This window comes from Trinickia terrae (assembly GCF_005144415.1).
GTDB lineage: Bacteria > Pseudomonadota > Gammaproteobacteria > Burkholderiales > Burkholderiaceae > Trinickia_A > Trinickia_A terrae.
The window spans coordinates 510241-527891 of record NZ_SWJE01000008.1; the positions used below are offsets into that span (position 1 = coordinate 510241).

Annotated in this window: 13 protein-coding genes and 1 pseudogene; 6 read left to right on the forward strand and 8 right to left on the reverse strand. The window is 68.5% G+C overall.

The features are described from left to right. Window positions 1–25: 25 nt before the first annotated feature. From FAZ69_RS17405 to FAZ69_RS17420, 4 genes are all read right to left on the reverse strand, one after another. Entirely contained in the window at window positions 26–1366 is a 1341-nt protein-coding gene (locus FAZ69_RS17405; protein WP_136896292.1) for an MFS transporter, read from the reverse strand. Between the two features lie 113 nt (window positions 1367–1479). Continuing rightward, window positions 1480–2397, reverse strand: a complete 918-nt coding sequence (locus FAZ69_RS17410; protein WP_136896293.1) for a dihydrodipicolinate synthase family protein — start codon at window positions 2395–2397, stop codon at window positions 1480–1482. Window positions 2398–2400: 3 nt separating this feature from the next. Next, window positions 2401–3573, reverse strand: coding sequence for an L-rhamnonate dehydratase (locus tag FAZ69_RS17415; protein WP_136896294.1), 1173 nt, complete (start codon window positions 3571–3573; stop codon window positions 2401–2403). Next, entirely contained in the window at window positions 3570–4649 is a 1080-nt protein-coding gene (locus tag FAZ69_RS17420) for a 4-hydroxythreonine-4-phosphate dehydrogenase PdxA (protein WP_136896295.1), read from the reverse strand. The genes FAZ69_RS17415 and FAZ69_RS17420 overlap by 4 nt, the downstream gene beginning before the upstream one ends. A gap of 133 nt (window positions 4650–4782) precedes the next feature. Here FAZ69_RS17420 and FAZ69_RS17425 point away from each other — a divergent pair, with 133 nt between their 5' ends. From FAZ69_RS17425 to FAZ69_RS17445, 5 genes are all read left to right on the forward strand, one after another. Further along, the gene (locus FAZ69_RS17425) at window positions 4783–5724 is read left to right on the forward strand and encodes a LysR family transcriptional regulator (protein WP_136896296.1); all 942 of its coding nucleotides are present in this window, start codon (window positions 4783–4785) and stop codon (window positions 5722–5724) included. 166 nt (window positions 5725–5890) lie between these two features. Next, window positions 5891–7378: a sugar ABC transporter ATP-binding protein gene (locus FAZ69_RS17430; RefSeq protein WP_136896297.1), complete on the forward strand. Its 1488-nt coding sequence runs from the start codon at window positions 5891–5893 to the stop codon at window positions 7376–7378. Window positions 7379–7424: 46 nt separating this feature from the next. Continuing rightward, window positions 7425–8498 (forward strand): ABC transporter permease, encoded by a 1074-nt coding sequence (locus FAZ69_RS17435; RefSeq protein WP_240702286.1) that lies wholly within the window; start codon window positions 7425–7427, stop codon window positions 8496–8498. After that, window positions 8485–9609 carry an ABC transporter substrate-binding protein gene (locus tag FAZ69_RS17440; RefSeq protein WP_240702287.1) on the forward strand — a complete coding sequence of 375 codons (1125 nt, stop codon included), beginning with the start codon at window positions 8485–8487 and terminating at the stop codon, window positions 9607–9609. The genes FAZ69_RS17435 and FAZ69_RS17440 overlap by 14 nt, the downstream gene beginning before the upstream one ends. A gap of 24 nt (window positions 9610–9633) precedes the next feature. Next, entirely contained in the window at window positions 9634–10590 is a 957-nt protein-coding gene (locus FAZ69_RS17445; protein ID WP_136896298.1) for an SMP-30/gluconolactonase/LRE family protein, read from the forward strand. Between the two features lie 19 nt (window positions 10591–10609). On the opposite strand, the pseudogene FAZ69_RS17450 reads toward FAZ69_RS17445, so the two are convergent. The 3 genes and pseudogenes from FAZ69_RS17450 to FAZ69_RS17460 form a co-directional block, all read right to left on the reverse strand. Next, window positions 10610–10813 (reverse strand): annotated as a pseudogene (locus FAZ69_RS17450) (helix-turn-helix domain-containing protein); the annotation flags it as partial. 72 nt (window positions 10814–10885) lie between these two features. Beyond that, complete coding sequence (locus FAZ69_RS17455; protein WP_136896299.1) at window positions 10886–15367, reverse strand: DEAD/DEAH box helicase; 4482 nt, start codon at window positions 15365–15367, stop codon at window positions 10886–10888. Window positions 15368–15529: 162 nt separating this feature from the next. Further along, the gene (locus tag FAZ69_RS17460) at window positions 15530–16036 is read right to left on the reverse strand and encodes a metal-dependent hydrolase (RefSeq protein ID WP_136896300.1); all 507 of its coding nucleotides are present in this window, start codon (window positions 16034–16036) and stop codon (window positions 15530–15532) included. A gap of 270 nt (window positions 16037–16306) precedes the next feature. Here FAZ69_RS17460 and FAZ69_RS17465 point away from each other — a divergent pair, with 270 nt between their 5' ends. Next, window positions 16307–16804: a hypothetical protein gene (locus FAZ69_RS17465; RefSeq protein ID WP_136896301.1), complete on the forward strand. Its 498-nt coding sequence runs from the start codon at window positions 16307–16309 to the stop codon at window positions 16802–16804. 36 nt (window positions 16805–16840) lie between these two features. On the opposite strand, the gene FAZ69_RS17470 is transcribed toward FAZ69_RS17465, so the two are convergent. Further along, window positions 16841–17554 carry a BPSS1780 family membrane protein gene (locus FAZ69_RS17470; protein WP_136896302.1) on the reverse strand — a complete coding sequence of 238 codons (714 nt, stop codon included), beginning with the start codon at window positions 17552–17554 and terminating at the stop codon, window positions 16841–16843. Window positions 17555–17651: the final 97 nt, after the last annotated feature.

Sequence of the window (17651 nt, forward strand, 5' to 3'; positions counted from 1 at the left end):
GGTTCTCTCCGTTATATCCGTTGATTCAATGCACGGCGCGCCGCCCCGGGGAAGGGGCAGCGCTGCCGTCCTGCCGTTCCGTTTGCCCGGCGGCCGGGCCTTCGCATCGCGCGGGCAGCGTCAGCGCGAGCAGTCCGGCCACCGCGAGCACGCCGGCGAGGCTGTACACGCCGGTGGCCGCGCTCGCATGCTGGGTCAGCACGCCGACCGCATACGGTCCGCAAAAGCCGCCGAGATTGCCGAGCGCGTTGATGAGGCCGCGCGCGTTGCCAGCCGTCTCGACGCTGCACAGCTTCGGCGGAATCGCCCAGAACACGCCGGCCGCCGCCTGCAGGAACACGCCGCTGCCGACGAGGAACGCGTACGACGCGAGCATCGACGTCTCGAAGCGCACCGACAGGAACAGGCACGCGGCGAAGCCCAGGAGCGGAATCACGATGAAGACGCGGCGCTTGCCGGTGCGGTCCGACAGCCACGCGGTCGCGATCATGCCGGCCATCGTGCCGACATACGGCAGGATCGCGAGCATCCCGACCTGTCCCATGCCGCCGTGCGTGAGGTTCTTGAGCAGCGTGGGCAGCCACAACGTATAGCCGTAGATGCCGGCCTGGTAGCAGAAATTGATCGCGATGAGCAGCCACACGGTGCCGTCGCGCAGGAGCGCGCCAAGCGACGCGGCGGCCGGCCCGGCATGGCGCGCGGCGTCGCGTTCGGCGCGCAGCGCATCGAGAATGTACGCCTTCTCTTGCGGCGACACCCAGCGCGCGGCCTGCGGACTGTCGTCGGCGAAGCGCCACCAGGCGAGCACGAACAGCGCCGACAGCAGCCCCGACGCAAAGAACAGATGCCGCCAGTCGTAGGCAGCGAGGATGAAGCCGGAGAGCGGGGCCGTCACCATGCCGGCGAGCGGCACGAACAGGATCACCATCGCATTGGCGCGTCCGCGCTCGCGGTCGGGGAACCAGTTGCCGACCATCGTCAGCACGACCGGCAGCATGCCGCCCTCGGCGACGCCGAGCAGGAAGCGCAGCACGAGCAACTGCCACGGCTGGGTGACGAGGCCGGTGAGCACCGACAGCACGGCCCAGCTCGCAAGCGAATACGCGATGAACTTCTTGCCGCCGCCGCGCGCCGCGAGCCGGCCTCCGGGAATCTGCAGGAACAGGTAGCCAAAGAAGAAGATGCCTGCCGCGAGCCCGACCATGCCCGCGCCGATGCCGAGGTCCGCGCTCATGCCGCCCGGCAGCGCGAACGCGATGTTCACGCGGTCCATGTAGGAAATGATGCAGGCCATCAGCAAAGGCGGCACGACGCGCAGCCAACGGCGTTGAGGGACGGCCGGCGCCGCCGAATCGAGAGTGTCCATGCTGTCCGTCTCCTGTCAAAGCTGTCGTAGGACTTCGGGCGCGGCTTCTTGTCGGCCGCGCGCCTTTCATGCATTCAGTGCCTGCTCGCTGGCATTGTCGGCGTGAACCGGTCTTAACGCCCCCACCGCAACACCAGCGGATCGAGCCGCCGCGCCGCGTCGAGCAGCCCTTCGCGCGTGGCCGGATGCAGCTCGGGCCACGGCGCGCGCGGCCGGTCGCAGGCGATCACGCCGCCTGCCTTCATCAGCGCCTTCGCGGCCAGAAAGCCGGCCTGCCGGTTCTCGTAGTTGATGAGCGGCAGCCACCGCGCGTAGGCGGCGCACGCTTCGTCGCGCCGTCCCGCGAAGTAGGGGTCCGTGATCTGGCGGATGCCGTCCGCGAAGCCGCCGCCTGCCATCGAGCCTTGCGCGCCCGCGTCGAGATCGGCGAGCAGCGTGATGCCTTCCTCGCCGTCCCACGGCCCTTCGATCGCATCGCCGCCGAGCCGGATCAGCTCGCGCAGCTTCGCCGCCGCGCCCGGCGTCTCGATCTTGAAGTACGACACCGCCTCGATCTCGCGCGCGAGCCGCGCGAGGAACGCGGCGGAAAGCGTCGTGCCGCTCGCGGGCGCGTCCTGGATCATCAGCGGAATCGACAGCCCCGCCGATACCTCGCGGAAGAACCGCTCCATGGCTTCCTCCGGCACGCGGAACGTCGCGCCGTGATAGGGCGGCATGACCATCGCCATCGACGCGCCCAGCGCCTGCGCGCGCCGGTTGCGCTCGGCGCAGATCCGCGCGCTGAAGTGCGACGTCGTGACGATCATGGGCACGCGGCCCGCGACGTGCTCGATCGCGGTGCGCGTGAGGAGGTCGCGCTCGTCGTCGGCGAGCGCGAACTGCTCCGAGTAGTTCGCGAGCACGCAGATGCCGTGCGAGCCGGCGTCGATCATGAAATCGAGCGCGCGGCGCTGGCCGTCGAGATCGAGTGTGCCGTCCTCGCGGAAGACCGTCGGCGCGACCGGAAACACCCCTTGAAAACGCGCTTTCATGAATCACTCCACGATGTCGAACTGATCGAGGAACTCCGTCTTCAGCGTCAGGCCGAGGCCGGGCGCGTCGTCGCGCAATTGCAGGAAGCCGTTCTCGGCGACGGGTTCGCCGTCGAAGATGTAATAGAACAGCTCGTTGCCGACTTCGACGTCGAACATCGGGAAGTACTCGCTCATCGGCGAGGCGAGCGTGCTCATCGTCAGATGGTAGTTGTGCATCTGCCCCGCGTGCGGAATCACGGGCACGCTATAGGCCTCGCAGAGCGCGTTGATCTTGTGCGCCATCGTGATGCCGCCGACGCGGTTCGTGTCGTACTGCACGACCGACACCGCCTTGCGGTCCAGCAACTGCTTGAAGCCGTACAGCGTGAACTCGTGCTCGCCGCCGGAGATGGGGATGCTGGTCAGGCGGTTCAGCTCGGCGTAGCCGTCGATGTCGTCGGCGATCACGGGCTCTTCGAGCCAGCGCGGCTGGTATTTCTCGAGCTTCGGCAGCATTCGCTTCGCGTACTCGAGGTTCCAGCCCATGTAGCACTCGAGCATCAGGTCGTTGTCGTAGCCGATCACTTCGCGGATCGCCTCCACCGACTTCAGGTTCTCGACGACGCCCTGCTGCCCGTTCGCCGGGCCATAGCCGAAGCGCATCTTGAACGCGCGAAAGCCCTGGTCGAGATAGCGCTGCGCCTCGGCCTGCATCTCCTTCAGATCGGTGCGATAGAGCTTCGAGTAGTAGCAGGGGATGCGCTCCTTGGTGCGTCCGCCGAGCAGCTTGAAGACGGGCTTGCCGACGCTCTTGCCGAGCACGTCCCAGATGGCGATGTCGACGGCGGAGATCGCCGCCATGCCGATGCCCTTGCGTCCCCACGCGTGCGTCGCGCGGTACATGCGTTGGCTCAGGTACTCGTAGTCCCATGGGTCCTGGCCGGTGACGAGCGGCGCGAGGTACTGGTCGACGATGAGCTTCGCGACCTGCGGCGCGAGCGCGACGTTGCCGAGGCCGACGATGCCGTCGTCGGTCTCGACTTCGACCACCGTCCACGAATGGAAGCGGAACGTGCTCATCGTTTCCTGCGGCGCGTAGAGCAGGTCCATGGCGTTGCTGCAGAAGTTGCCTTGCGGCGGCACGGTCTTGCCTTTCCACTGGAATACGCGTGCGCGTACGGATTTGATTTTCATGCGGATGTCTCTGTCGATTCGTTGTTGATACGTGCAATAGCGAGGTCGCGGCGGCGCGCCGTGCCCATCCGGCAGGCGATCTGGAACGCCTGCCAGGTCGCGCCGGCGTCCGCGCGGCCGAGGCCGGCGATGTCGTAGGCGGTGCCGTGCGCGGGCGTCGTGATCGGCACGGGCAGGCCGCCTTGCACCGTCACGCCGCGCGAGAAGCCGAGCAGCTTGATCGCGATCTGCCCCTGGTCGTGGTACATCGTGACGATCGCCTGATAGTCGCCCGCCTGGGCCTTCAGGAAGATCGTGTCGGCGGGGAAGGGGCCGTGGAACGGTGCGTCGGTCGGCCAGTCGCGCGCTTGCAGCGCCCGCACCGCGGGGGCGATCACATCGACTTCCTCGCGGCCGCACATGCCGCCGTCGCCGCCGTGCGGATTGAAGGCGGCGATCGCGACTTTCGGCGCGGCGACGCCGTTGGCGAGCAGCGACTCGTAGATCAGCTCGGCGGCCTGCGTGATGCGCTCGACGCTCAAGTAGTCCACTGCATCCTTGAGCGGAACGTGCGACGAGATGCGCGCGGTCCACAGCTCGCCGAGCGTGTTGAATTCGCAGAAATAGCCTTTCACGCCGAGGTATTCGGCGAAGTGATGCAGCTCGTCCTCATGCTTCAGGCCGCCGAGCTTCATCGCGTGCTTGTTGAGCGGCGCGAAGCAGATCGCGTCGACATCGCCCGCGAGCGTCGCGTCCATGCAGCGGTCGAGCACTTGCAGCACCGAGCGGCCGCCCGCAGGGCCGGCCTTGCCGCGTGCGACCTGCTCGCTGGTGATCGTGTCCACGGCGACGAACGCCGGCCGCTCGACCGATGCGCGGCCGCGCACCTGCGCCAGCGACGCGACCGGCTCGGCGTCGATGCGCAACCCGGCGACCCGCTGCCCGTCTTCCCAGAGCCAGGGATCGCCGACCAGCACGATGTTGGCGCGCTCGATCGCATCCGGCCGGGCAAGCAGCCGTGCGATCAGCTCGGGGCCGATGCCGGCCGGATCGCCGAGCGTCAGCGCGACGACGGGCGGGGCGGAGGTTGCAGTCATACGTTGTCTCCAACTGAACTGGTGCGGTTGCGGCCGAAGCCCGGTCTCTCGTGACTCGGGGTTCATGCTAGGTAGACGCGGGGTGCCGGTAAATTGAAAACTCCTGATAAATCGATAACTACAGGTAATCAGCGTGGGCTCAATCGACAAACGCGACTCGACGCCGCAACTGCTCAACCGCATCCGGATGCGGCAAATCGCGCTGCTGCTCGCGGTGGAGGAATGCACGACGCTGCGCGCGGCCGCCGAGCAGATGGGCCTGACGCAGCCCGCGGCGACCAAGATGCTGCGCGAGCTCGAAGACGCGCTCGGGCAGCCGCTCTTCGAGCGGGCGGGGCGCCGGCTGCATCTGAATCCGGCGGGCGAGCGCGTGCTCGACTACTTCCGCGGGATTCGCGGCAGCATGGAGGCGCTCAACCGCGAGCTCGCGGAGCTGACGTTCGGCAGCGCGGGGCGGCTCGCGATCGGCAGCATCATGGCGGCGTCGCCGGGGCGGCTCACGGAGGCGCTCTTGCAGTTGAAGGCGCGCTTCCCGCTATTGGCGATCGAGATCGCCGTCGACACGAGCGACCGGCTGATGCCGCAGCTGCACGAGGGCGTGCTCGAAGTGGTGATCGGGCGGCATGCGGGCGGCGGCAGCGGCGAGTACGAGTTCCGCTCGGTCGACGACGAAGCGCTCGCCATCGTGGCGGGCTGCGGCCATCCGCTCGCGCAGGCGCGGCGGGTCGAGTTCGCGGCGCTGCTCGACTATCCGTGGATCGTCCAGCCGGCGGGCAGCCCGGCGCGTGAGGTCGTCGAGCGCGTATTCCGCGAGCATCACCAGCCGATGCCGCGCGGGCTCATCGAAACGGGCTCGATCCTGACGACGATGAACCTCGCCGGCAGGTCGCAGATGCTCGGTGTGATTCCCGCGACGGTCGCGCAGCGCAATGCGGAGCATGGGCTCGTCGCGGTGATCGACTACACGCTGGGGCATAAGCTGCCGTCGTACGGCAGCCTCGTGCGGCGCGATCGGCCCTTGAGCGCGCCCGCGCGGCATTTTCTCGAACTCTTTCATACGTGGGCCGAGGCATAGCAGCGCATCGGCCGCATATAAACGCAGGTTATCGATTGTTGAAATCTTTTGATTAGCGCGGCATCTGCCACGCATTCACACTGAAAAAACCAACAACAAAGTGTCGGCCTTCGGGCCGGTCCAAACGGCAGGCGGCCTGCATGCGGCGCTTGCCTGGGAGACGAATGTGTCGCCATTGCTCTCGTTCAAGAACGTCAAGAAACGCTTTGGCGGCACGCTGGCCGTCGACGGCGTGAGCCTCGACATCGAAGCCGGCACCGTGCTCGCCCTGCTCGGCGAGAACGGCGCGGGGAAATCGACCTTGATCAAGCTGCTCGCCGGCGTCTATCCCATCGATTCGGGTTCGATCGAGTTTTGCGGCGCACCGCTCGACGGCGAGCCGCCGCGCGACGCCATCGCTTTCATCCACCAGGACCTCGGTCTCATCGACTGGATGAGCGCCGCGGAAAACGTCGCGTTCGGCTGCGGCTTCGCGCGGCGCGCCGGGCTGATCGACTGGCGGGCCGTGCGGCGGCGCGCGGTTCAGGTGCTGGCGCTCGTCGATGCCGGCATCGATCCGGACACGCCCGTTGCCGAGTTGAGCCGCGCCGAGAAATCGCTGCTTGCCATCGCGCGGGCGCTCGCCACCGACGCCCGCCTGATCGTGCTCGACGAGCCCACCGCGAGCCTGCCGCAGAGCGACGTGGAGCGGCTGTTCGCCGTGCTGGCGTCGCTGCGCGAGCGCGGCGTGGGCATGATCTACGTCTCGCATCGGCTCGACGAGATCTTTCGCGTGGCCGACCGCGTCGCCGTGATGCGCGACGGGCGGCTCGTCGGCGAGAAGCGCATCGGCGAGACGAATCCCGAGGACCTCGTGAACATGATCGTCGGGCGCAAGCCGCAGGCGATCCGCGTGAGCGCGGCGCATGCCGGAGACCGCATCGCGCTCGAGCTCGAGGATGCCGTCTTCGGCGAGGTCGGCCCCGTCTCGTTCGAGCTTCGCGCGGGCGAACTGCTGGCGCTCGCGGGGTTGCGCGGCGCCGGGCAGGACACCGTGGGCCGCGCGCTCTTCGGGCAGGCCGCGCTCGACGGCGGCCGGATCCTGCTCGGCGGCGCGCCGATTCGCCCGGAGTCGCCGAGGCGGGCGATGAAGCTGGGCATCGGCTTCGTCGCCGGCGACCGGACTGGCGAATCGCTCGCGATGCCGATGTCGGTGCTCGAAAATCTCTTTCTCAATCCGCTCGCCACGGGCCGCGGCTGGTTCCAGCTGAAGAGCGCGCGCAGCGAGCATCGCGAGGCGCTGGCGCTGACGGCGCAATTCGGCGTGCGTCCGAACGATCCCGCGAGCGCCGTCGAAAACCTGAGCGGCGGCAACCAGCAGAAAGTCGTGATGGCGCGCTGGCTGCAGATCGCCACGCGCCTGCTGATTCTCGAAGAGCCGACTGCCGGCGTCGACGTCGGCGCCCGCGCGGACATCTACGCGCTCGTGAACCAGGCGCTCGGGCGCGGCCTTGCGGTGCTCTTGATCTCGACCGATTTCGAGGAGGTCGCGAACATCGCGCACCGCGCCCTCATCTTCAATCGCGGCCAGGTCATCGACACGATCGCGCGCGAAACGCTCTCGATCGGGAGCCTGCTGCAACGGGCGTCGGCGAGCGAATGCGAGCCCGCGTGACGAACGCCGACGAACGTTGACGAACGCAACGGATAAAGGAGGACTTGTGAGTTCCTTGACCCACCCGAAGAACCATCCGGAGAAAACGGCGTCGCCGCACGGCGTGTCGCACGGCCTCTCCCAGCTCATCCCCGTGTACGGCATGCCGCTCCTGATGGCCGCGCTGATCCTGATCTTCTCGATCGCGCTGCCCGATACGTTCCCGACGCGCCTGAACCTCAACTCGATTCTCTCGGACAAGGCGATCATCGCGATGCTCGCGCTGGCCGCGATGATCCCGATGCTGACGAACAAGATCGACCTGACCGTCGGCTATGGGATCGTGCTCTGGCACATCCTCGCGATCACGCTGCAATCGCGCTTCGGCTTGCCGTGGCCGGCGGCGATTGCGATCGTGCTCGCGCTGGGCCTCGCGTTCGGGTTTCTGAACGGCGTGCTCGTGGAGATGGCGAAGATCGATTCCTTCATCGCGACGCTCGGCACGGGGACGATCGTCTATGCGGTCGCGCTCTGGCACACGGGCGGGCGCCAGGTGATCGCGACGCTGCCCGACGCGTTCTACCAGATCAACGCAGCGCAGTTCCTCGGGCTGCCCGCCGCGACATGGTATGTCGCGGCGATCGCAGTGGCGCTGTGGATCGTCACCGAATACCTGCCCGCGGGGCGCTTCCTCTATGCCATCGGCGCCAATCCGCGCGCGGCCCGGCTCAACGGCATCCCCGTGCGCCGCTATGTGATCGGCGCGTTCATGGCGTCGGGCTTGCTGACCGCGTTTGCGGGCGTCGTGCTCGCCTCGAAGCTCGGCATCGGGCAGGCGAGCGTCGGTCTCGAGTTCCTGCTGCCGGCGCTCGTCGGCGCATTCCTCGGCTCGACGACGATCCGCCCGGGGCGCGTCAACGTGTGGGGCACGCTCGTCGGCGTGGGGATTCTCGCGGTCGGCATTTCCGGCATCCAGCAGATGGGCGGCGCGTTCTTCGTCGAGCCGTTGTTCAACGGCGTGACGCTGCTGATCGCCATCGGCATCGCGGGATATGGGGCGCGCAGACGGTCGCGCGCGGTCAAGCGCCGGCCGGCCGCACCGAAAACGACAACCAGGGAGACACCCAGTGAAGCTCGTTGAATCCACCAAACGAAACGCACGCCGTGCGGCGTGCGCGATGGCGGCGCTTTCGCTCATCGCCATCAACGCGCATGCCGCCGACGACTATCTGGCGCGGGCACGCAGCGCGATTGCTGCGGCGGTGCGTCCGTCGCCGCCCTGGGACGGCCCGGCGACAGGTCCGCAAGCGCAGCCGGACAAGACCATCGTCTACGTGGCCTCCGACCTGCGCAACGGCGGGGTGCTCGGCGTGAGCGACGGCGTGACCGAGGCCGCGCGCGTGATGGGCTGGAAGCTGCGCGTGCTCGACGGGCAAGGCTCGGTGTCGGGGCGCACGGCCGCGATGAATCAGGCGCTGTCGCTGAATCCGTCGGGCATCGTCCTCGGCGGGTTCGATCCGAGCGAGCAGGGCGCCGTCATCCGCAAGGCCGCGAGCCTGAAGATTCCGGTCGTCGGCTGGCATGCCGGGCCGAAAGCGGGCCCCGATCCGTCGTCAGGCCTCTTCACCAACGTGAGCACGGACCCGCTGGCGGTCGCGCGCACCGCGGCCGACTACGCGGTCGTGAAATCGAACGGCACGGCGGGAGTCGTGGTGTTCACCGATTCCTTGTACAAGGTGGCGCTCGCCAAATCGACGGCGATGGCCGACGTCATCAAGCAATGCAAGGGCTGCACGCTGCTGTCCGTCGAGGACACGCCGCTCTCGGACACCTCGACGCGCATTCCGCAACTGACGACCTCGCTGCTGCAACGCTACGGCAAGAAGTGGGGCTACGCGCTCGGGATCAACGACCTCTATTTCGACTTCATGGGGCCGGCGCTCGTGAGCGCGGGCGTGAGCCCGTCGGGCCAGCTCGTCAACCTGTCGGCGGGCGACGGCAGCGAATCGGCGTTCCAGCGCATTCGCGCGAACCGCTACCAGGCCGGCACGATTCCGGAGCCGCTGTTCCTGCATGGCTGGCAACTGGTCGACGAGCTGAACCGCGCGTTCGCCGGCCAGCCGCCGAGCGGCTACAGCACGCCGGTGCATCTCGTGACGCCCGAGAACATCGCGTCCGACGTCGGTCCCAACAATGTCTACGATCCCGCCAACCGCTATCGCGATGCGTACCGCCGCATCTGGGGCAAGTGACGGAACTCGAGGAGAAGCACGCTGATGAAAACGCAGGCGGACAACGAGATTCAACTGCTGGAAGGCGCGGTCGACGTTTATGACGCGCGGGCGACGGCGCTCTTTCCCGCCGATGCCGCGCTGGAGCGGCTTTGCACCGGCGCTGTGTGGGGCGAAGGGCCGGTGTGGCTGCGCGAGGACGCGTCCCTGCTATGGAGCGACATCCCCAACAACCGGATGCTGCGTTGGACCGAGCGCGACGGCATGACGGTCTGGCGCGCGGGCGTCGAGTTCACCAACGGCCATACGCGGGAGCCGGACGGCTCCATCCTGCACTGCTCGCACGGGCAGCGGGCGATTGTCCGCACGCGCTTCGGTGCGGCGCTGTCGAATCCCGTCGATGAGATCGTCGTCGATCGCTATCGGGGCAAGCGGCTCAACTCGCCGAACGATATCGTGGTCAAGCGCGACGGCACGATCTGGTTCAGCGATCCGCCGTACGGGATCGTGTCCGATCGGGAGGGGCACAAGGGCGACTCCGAGCTCGGCGACAACTACGTGTTCCGCTACGACCCGCGCACGCGCGAGCTCAGCATCGCGACGGACTTCGTGGAGGAGCCGAACGGGCTGGCGTTTTCGCCGGACGAATCGGTGTTGTACGTGTCCGATACGTCGGCTGCGCTGCGCACCGACGGCAGCGGCAATCACCATATCGTGGCCTTCGATGTGCTCGATGGCGAGCGGCTTGCGAACCCGCGGATTTTCGCGGTGGTGGAGCCAGGGCTTGCGGATGGATTTCGCATCGACCGGCAAGGGTGGGTCTTTACGAGCAGCGCGGACAGCGTGCAGGTCTATCACCCGGATGGCACCCGGCTCGCGCGCATCGCCGTGCCGGAGAAGGTCGCGAATCTCACGTTCGGCGGGGACGAGGGCGACGAGCTCTATATCTGCGCATCTTCGTCGCTTTATCGCATTCGCGTGAACACGAGAGGGGCGGCGTAGAGGCGTCGCTCGACGGTCGCTATGCCGCCGCGGTCTTCAATGTCGCTATGTCGCGCCGGGGCGGCGCACCGGACATGCGCGCGTATTCGCGGCTGAACTGCGATGGGCTTTCATATCCCACCGGGTAGGCGGCCGCTTCGGCGGTGGCCGCTCCCGTCACCATCAAGTGGCGCGCTTCGAGCAGGCGAAGCTGCTTCTGGTATTGCAGCGGCGTCATCGACGTTGGGAATGGCTTCGGGCGTATCGAGGTCTCGGGCGGCATGGCGATCTAGTGGCCTGGCCGCTACGCCGCGATTCAATACCGCCGCGCGAGCCGCAGCCGCGCGTCTTCCTTCGCGTGCGCGTCGAGCTCCGGCGCGTACGCGAATTTGCCGGCGATGAGCGTCGCGACCGGCGCGCCGTCGCGAAACAGCACGCGGTTGCCCGCGAGCGCGGGGACCTTGTCGCCGGGCAGCAGCGTGCCGACGAGATTGAGCGGATCGGCGCCGCAGACGCAGATCATCTGTCCGTGCGTCTGTCCGCTTTGATATTGCTTGCGCGCCTCGCGCAGCAGCGGGATCGCCTCGGGCAGCGCGAACTGCTCGCCTGAGATGCCGTTGACGAAGCGCCCGCCGCGCACCTGGCCGCGCGCTTCGAGCCGCTGCAGCACGCGCAGCAGGTCTCGCCAGCGCGGCAGCCATTCGGCCTCGCGTTCGAGCAGCAGCCAGCAGACGACGCCGTAGCGGCGCAGCAGTGTCGTCGCGATGTGTTCGAGGACCTCGGGCTCGGCGTGGCGTGCAGCGGGAGCAGGGGGGCGCGGCGTTGAGCCTTTTGTGTCCGCGTTGATGCTCGTGGCTGTTTCCTCTGCACCCGATTCCGCACGTGCCGGCCGGCGCACGAGCGCCCAGCGGCCCGCGTCGTCCATCCCGCCGATCAGCGGGCCAGCGCTGCGAGAGGGGCGGCCGCTGCGGCGTCTGGGTGCGCCGTGGCGTCCGGCGGTGGGCGTCAGCAATGCGCGCAAGCCCGCGAAGCTGTCCGCATTCACGAGCCCGGCAGCGACGAGCTCGCCGAGCGCCGTCTCGAGCTCGACGCGCAGCAAGTGCGTGTCGCCGAGCAGCTCGTCGAAGAACATCGCGCCATGCTGCGTCAGCGCATCGCGGACGCGCTGCGCGCGCGGCGACAGCTCCGGCTCGTCCGACGCATCGGCGAGCGCGTGCCATGCCGCGAGCTCGCGGCGCGGCAGCAGCACGATCGGCGTCGTGCGCACGGGCGCGCTCGCGCCGTGCGCCGAGAAGCGTCCGCCGAGGCGCGTCCACACGACCTTGCCCGAGCGGCACAACTCGTCGATCCCGGTGACCGTGTAGTCCTTGAGGCGAGCCGGCAGAATCTCCTCTTCCCAAGCCGACGCAGCCGCCTCGAAGCCTTCGAGTTGATCGGCGACGGCCGCCAGCGCCTCGCGTCCCGCGCCGCGCGTCTCTGGCGTGAGGTGTTGCCACTGGAACAGGAAGCGCATGAAGTCCGCGCGCTCGACCGGCTCGATCTCGCGCCGCAGGCGCCGCACCGTGTAGCGATGGATGCGCGCGAGCAGATGCCGCTCGCACCACTCCTCTTGCGCGGCGCCGGGCGTGAAGCGTCCGCGCATCGCATAGCCTTCGCTTTCGAGCCGCACCAGCGCCGCCGCGACCGTCGAGGCGGGCAGGGCGAGCGCGCGCGCAATCGCGGGCACCGGCTGCGGACCCAAGCCGGTCAGCCGCGCGCGCACGATGTCGACGACGGCATCGTCTTCGTTCCACGCGTCGGCAAAGCCTTTGGGCGGCGCGAGGCGCGGTTCGAGCTTCGCCTCCGGGTAGATCGCGCGCAGGCACGTGACCCGCTCCGCGGGCAGCCACAGCGCGTCGTGCTGCGCCACGAAAAGACGCGCGGCGCGCCCCGAGGCCGCGAGCGCTTCGAGCCACGCCAGCCAGCCGTCGTTGTCGCGCGCTTCCGCGCCGGTGATGCAGGCGAGGCCGGTCAGCGCCTCATGCATTTCATCGGCGTTCGTCACTTGCGGCCACGCCTCTTCTCGCACGCCCGCAATCGCGTCGGCATCGAGCGCGCCGAGGTCGTCGGCGCTTTGCGGATCGCTCCAGCGCCGCGAGAGCACCGCCTGCGTGCGGCGTTCTTCGAGCGGCGCATCGTCGAGAAACGCGTAGGGCTTCGCGTTCAGGATCTCGGCCGCGAGCGGCGACGGCGCGGGGAGCTCGCGCGTCACGAGCTCGATCTCGCCGCCTTCGATCCGGCGCAGCAGCGCGAGCCAGCCTTCGGTGTCCATCGCCTCGTGCAGGCAGTCGTCGACGGTCTGGTCGACGAGCGGATGCGACGGCAGCTCGCGCTCGCCGACCACGTTCTCCAGGCACGCGACCTGATCGGGAAACACCGCCGCGAGCAGGTCTTCGCTCTTCATCCGCTGCAATTGCGGCGCGGTCTTGCGGCCGCCCGCATAGCGCGGCAAGGCGAGCGAGGTGGTGGCGTTCCAGCGCCAGCGCACGTTGAAAAGCGGAGCGTCGAGCAGCGCCTGGATCAGGATGTGCTCGGCGCTGTTCGAGCGCAGATAGCGCCAGACCTCGTCGAGCACGAAGCTGTGACTGCCGGTGAGCGAGAGCACGATCGCGTCCTCGGTCGCCGCGGCCTGCAGCTCGAAGTTGAAAGTGCGGCAGAAGCGCTTCCTGAGCGCGAGGCCCCAGGCGCGATTGATGCGGCTGCCGAACGGCGCGTGGATCACGAGCTGCGTGCCGCCCGATTCGTCGAAGAAACGCTCCATGACGAGCGTGTCTTGGGTCGGCAGCACGGTGAGCGCGGCGCGCGCCCGTCCGAGGTAGTCGGCGATTTGCTGCGCGGCGGGCTCGGCGAGGCCGAGTTCGCCTGCCAGGAAGTCGATGGCGGGTTGCAGCGTTTGCGGTTGCTGCTGTGCCGTCGATTGCGTCCGCGCCTTCGTTTTCGTCAGCGTGCCGCCGCTCAGCAATCGATCGATCTTTCCGCGCAAGCGCGCAACCGCCGCCGACAGCTCGTCGCTGCGCCCCGGCGCCTCGCCGAGCCAGAACGGAATGTTGGGCGACTGCCCCTCGGCGTCCGCGACGCGCATGCGCCCCGGCTCCACGCGCAGAATGCGGTACGACGTGTTGCCCAGTTGGAAGACGTCGCCCGCGAGGCTTTCGATCGCGAAGTCTTCGTTGACGGTGCCGATGTTCATGCCTTGCGGCTCGAGCAGCACGGCGTAGTCCGCGTTGTCGGGGATCGTGCCGCCCGAGGTGACGGCCGTCAGCTTGCCGCCGCGCCGCCCGCGCAGGGTGCCGCTGACGGCGTCGCGATGGATATACGCGCCGCGCGGCCCGTGCCGGCTCGTGTAGCCCTCGGCGAGCATGCGCAGCACCGCGTCGTACTGCTCGCGCGTGAGCGCCGCATAGGGCGACGCGTGCTTGAAGCACTCAAAGAGCGCATCCTCGCTCCACTCCTCGCAGGCGGCTTCGGCGACGATCTGCTGCGCGAGCACGTCGAGCGGCGCGCGCGGGACGGCGAGCGCATCGAGCTCGCCGCGATTCACGCAATCGATGAGCGTCGCGCACTCGATCAGGTCGTCGCGCGAGGTCGGAAAGAGCCGCCCCTTCGGCATGCCGCCGACCTTGTGCCCCGAGCGCCCGACGCGCTGCAGGAACGGCGCGATCGCGCGCGGCGAGCCGATCTGGCAGACGAGGTCGACATCGCCGATATCGATGCCGAGCTCCAGCGACGCCGTCGCGATCAGCACGCGCAACTCGCCGCGCTTCAAGCGCGTCTCGGCGTCGAGCCGGTGCTCCTTCGACATGCTGCCGTGGTGCGCGGCGACCGCGAGCTTGCCGAGCCGGTCGGTCAGATGGCGGGCGGCGCGCTCGGCCATGCGGCGCGTGTTGACGAACACGAGCGTCGTCGTGTGTGCGGCGGCGAGCTCGGCGAGGCGGTCATAGACACGCTCCCACACGTCGTTGGCCATGACCGCTTCGAGCGGAACGGGCGGCAGTTCCAGCGCGAGATCGCGCTGGCGGATGTGGCCCGTATCGACGATTTCGCACGGCTCGCCCCGAGCATCCGTGCCGCCGACCAGAAATCGCGCGACCGTTTCGATCGGCTTTTGCGTCGCCGACAGCCCGATGCGCGGCAAGCGCCGCTTGGCGAGCGCATCGAGCCGCTCGAGACTTAGCGCGAGGTGGCTGCCGCGCTTGCTGCCCGCCATCGCGTGAATCTCGTCGACGATGACCGTGCGCGCGGTCGCGAGCATGCGCCGCCCGGAATCCGACGACAGCAGCACGTACAGCGATTCGGGCGTCGTCACGAGAATGTGGGGCGGGCGCTTCTTGAGCGCGTTGCGCTCGGCCTGCGTGGTGTCGCCGGTGCGCACGGCGGTGCGGATCTCGACGGCCGGCAGGCCGCGCCGCTCGAGCTCCGCTGCGATGCCTGCGAGCGGCACCTCGAGATTGGCGTGGATATCGTTCGACAGCGCCTTTAACGGCGAGACGTAGACGACCATCGTCTCGTCGGGCAGCGCGCCGCCGCGGGCGAGCCCTTCGCGGACCAGCTCGTCGAGCGCGGAGAGGAAGGCGGTGAGCGTCTTGCCGGAGCCGGTCGGTGCGGCGACGAGCGTGGAGCGGCCGCGCAGGATGTGCGGCCACGCGAGCGCCTGGGCGCTGGTGGGGGCGGGGAACGTGCGCGCGAACCATGCCGCGGTGGCGGGATGGAAATCGGCCAACGGTTTGGCGGACGGGGAAGGGCGCGGTTGACTGCTCATCGGCGCGACGCGGGGGCACGGCTCGCGCTTTCGATTCGCGCGCCGCTCCCGGCCTTTCGACTGGATAAATGAAGAGTTTGCCAGAGAGATGGGCTGCGCGCCTGCGGTGTTCCTGGCGGCTTTATCGTCGGCCGAAAGTGGACGCGAAGGCTTCGGTCGGCGCTACAGACGCCGCGGAAAATGCGGCACGTCGATGCCGCTCACCCACACGTGACGGCAAACGAAAAACGCGATGCCCCAGGCGGCGGCGACGATCAACAAGTCGCAATGCCCGCTGTTCCACCAATTCAGCGAATGCCTGCGCGCGATCCACGGCACGCCGAGCGGATTGGGCCAATCGGCGGCGAGATGCATGAGCCCGCCGCACGCGAAGCCGAAGGCGAGCGCGGCGACATGATGATGTCGAAGGGCCAGGTATGACCAGGCCAGCAGCGCGACCCAGGCGACGCCCCAGTGCGTGAGCGTGCGATGCGTGATCCACAAGCGGCGCTTCGCGGACCACCACGCCACTTCCAGCCAGTCCGGCGCCGTGCCGCCGGCGATGCCCGCCAGGCAGCTCAGCACGCCCCACACATGGGCGGGCCCGCCCGCGCCGGCTCGAGTGACGACGGCCGCGGCGATGACGCCGGCGGCCCATCCGGTTGCGTGGTGTGCTTTGTTGGAGGCCATGATTGCGAGCGGGAAAGGCGAACGGCGCGAAGCGGCGCGCAGAGACGAAGACGGGCGCGTATCTTCGCAGATCGCCGCGCGTGAGGGTACAAGCGTTACACCTCGATACGGACTGGCTCGGGCGGCGGTCCGCCCGGCCTTGGCCGGATGGCATAGGGCGCGCAGGCGCGCGCCGGAACGCGGGTAGAATTCATCGCTCGCGCTTGAAGCCCTCGCCATACCTTCGCACCTGAAACTCTGCCGAACGCCACTGCCATGAACGAAGTCCCGATGCCCGATTCCGCCCTTGACGGCGGCCAGCCCGATCAGTCCGATATTCGCGAGCCGCGCCTCTGGCGCTGCGACGGCTGGACCGCGCGCGTGATCAAGAACGAGGACGACGAGGGCTGGGCCGTCGAGATGATTCACGACGGCGAGGCGGAGCCGGCGCTCGTCGGCCCGTGGACGATGGGCCGCGACAAGAAGAACCCGAAGCCGCTCGACCAGGCGGCGTTCACGACGCTCGTCAAGACGGCGTCGGAAGTGCTGCGCCGGCACGAGCAGCAACTGCACGCGATGTTGCACAAGAGCGTGACGGTGTCGTCGGAATCGGGCGACATCACGGTCACGCTCGACATCGTCCCCGACGAGTACGAACCGCATGCGATCCTCGCCGCCGTCGACGAGGCCGGCGACGAGCTCGCGCGCGTCAAGGCCGCGCCGAACTTCAAGCTGACGCAGGCGAGCGCGGCCAAGTGGATCGAGAACGAATTCGCGCGGCCGGGCTGAGCGCCGCGATGGCGCGATGGCGTGACGTGCCGTCCGTCAGGACGATTCAGGGGATTCGAGCGTGAAGAGCTCGCGGCACGCGGCGAAAGACGACAGGTAGAGCAGCGGGACGATCACCAGCAAGCCGAGCCCGAGCGTGACGAGCGACGCGATGGCGAGTCCCGCGACGATCAGGCCGTATATCAGCGTCGGCCATACGTTGCGGCAGGCGGCGGCGAAGCTTGCCTTGAGCGCGTCGACGGGCGCGGCATCCGCGAGCACGATGAGGGTCGGCGCAAGCCACAGCGCCATCGTGCCGCCGACGGCGGCGACCAGGTAGACGAGGAGAGAGAGCCACGGCACGTCGTGCCAGACGCCGGCGACCTGCTGGCTCGGCACCGTCTTCAGCAGCAGCGAAAAGCTGTCCTCCACGCGGCTGCCCGACAGGTCGCAGACGATCGTCACCAGCAAGGCAAACAGGGCGGCCGCGAACAGCGGCTGGAGCTTGGCGCGCATCCCGTCGGCCACGTCGGCGATGCGCACGAATCCCGTCGTGCGGCAGCGCTCGGCGGCGGCGGCCATGCCGCCCGTCCACAGCACCGCGAACACCGAGGTCAGCGCGCTTGCGTACGGGATCGAATCGAGGATCAGGCTGACGAGCAGATCGATCACGCCCAGCGCGATCCAGATCCACGGATGCAGCCGGAACAGCGCCCATCCGTCGGCAATCCACTGTGCGCCTTGCCGGGCAGGTACGGTGCGCATGAGCATGTGTAAGGGCTCCGCAAGGGTATGAGGGTCTGATGCTCGAATGTAACCAGCGCAGGGGGCGCGTGCAAGTGAACTCCGTTGGCAAGCGTGGTCTGGC

Excerpts from the sequence above, each read along its gene's own strand:
- FAZ69_RS17420 (WP_136896295.1), bottom strand. The coding sequence starts at position 4,649 with ATGACTGCAACCTCCGCCCCGCCCGTCGTCGCGCTGACGCTCGGCGAT.
- FAZ69_RS17445 (WP_136896298.1), top strand. The coding sequence starts at position 9,634 with ATGAAAACGCAGGCGGACAACGAGATTCAACTGCTGGAAGGCGCGGTC.
- FAZ69_RS17465 (WP_136896301.1), top strand. The coding sequence starts at position 16,307 with ATGCCCGATTCCGCCCTTGACGGCGGCCAGCCCGATCAGTCCGATATT.
- FAZ69_RS17460 (WP_136896300.1), bottom strand. The coding sequence starts at position 16,036 with ATGGCCTCCAACAAAGCACACCACGCAACCGGATGGGCCGCCGGCGTC.
- FAZ69_RS17470 (WP_136896302.1), bottom strand. The coding sequence starts at position 17,554 with ATGCTCATGCGCACCGTACCTGCCCGGCAAGGCGCACAGTGGATTGCC.
- FAZ69_RS17405 (WP_136896292.1), bottom strand. The coding sequence starts at position 1,366 with ATGGACACTCTCGATTCGGCGGCGCCGGCCGTCCCTCAACGCCGTTGG.
- FAZ69_RS17415 (WP_136896294.1), bottom strand. The coding sequence starts at position 3,573 with ATGAAAATCAAATCCGTACGCGCACGCGTATTCCAGTGGAAAGGCAAG.
- FAZ69_RS17410 (WP_136896293.1), bottom strand. The coding sequence starts at position 2,397 with ATGAAAGCGCGTTTTCAAGGGGTGTTTCCGGTCGCGCCGACGGTCTTC.
- FAZ69_RS17455 (WP_136896299.1), bottom strand. The coding sequence starts at position 15,367 with ATGAGCAGTCAACCGCGCCCTTCCCCGTCCGCCAAACCGTTGGCCGAT.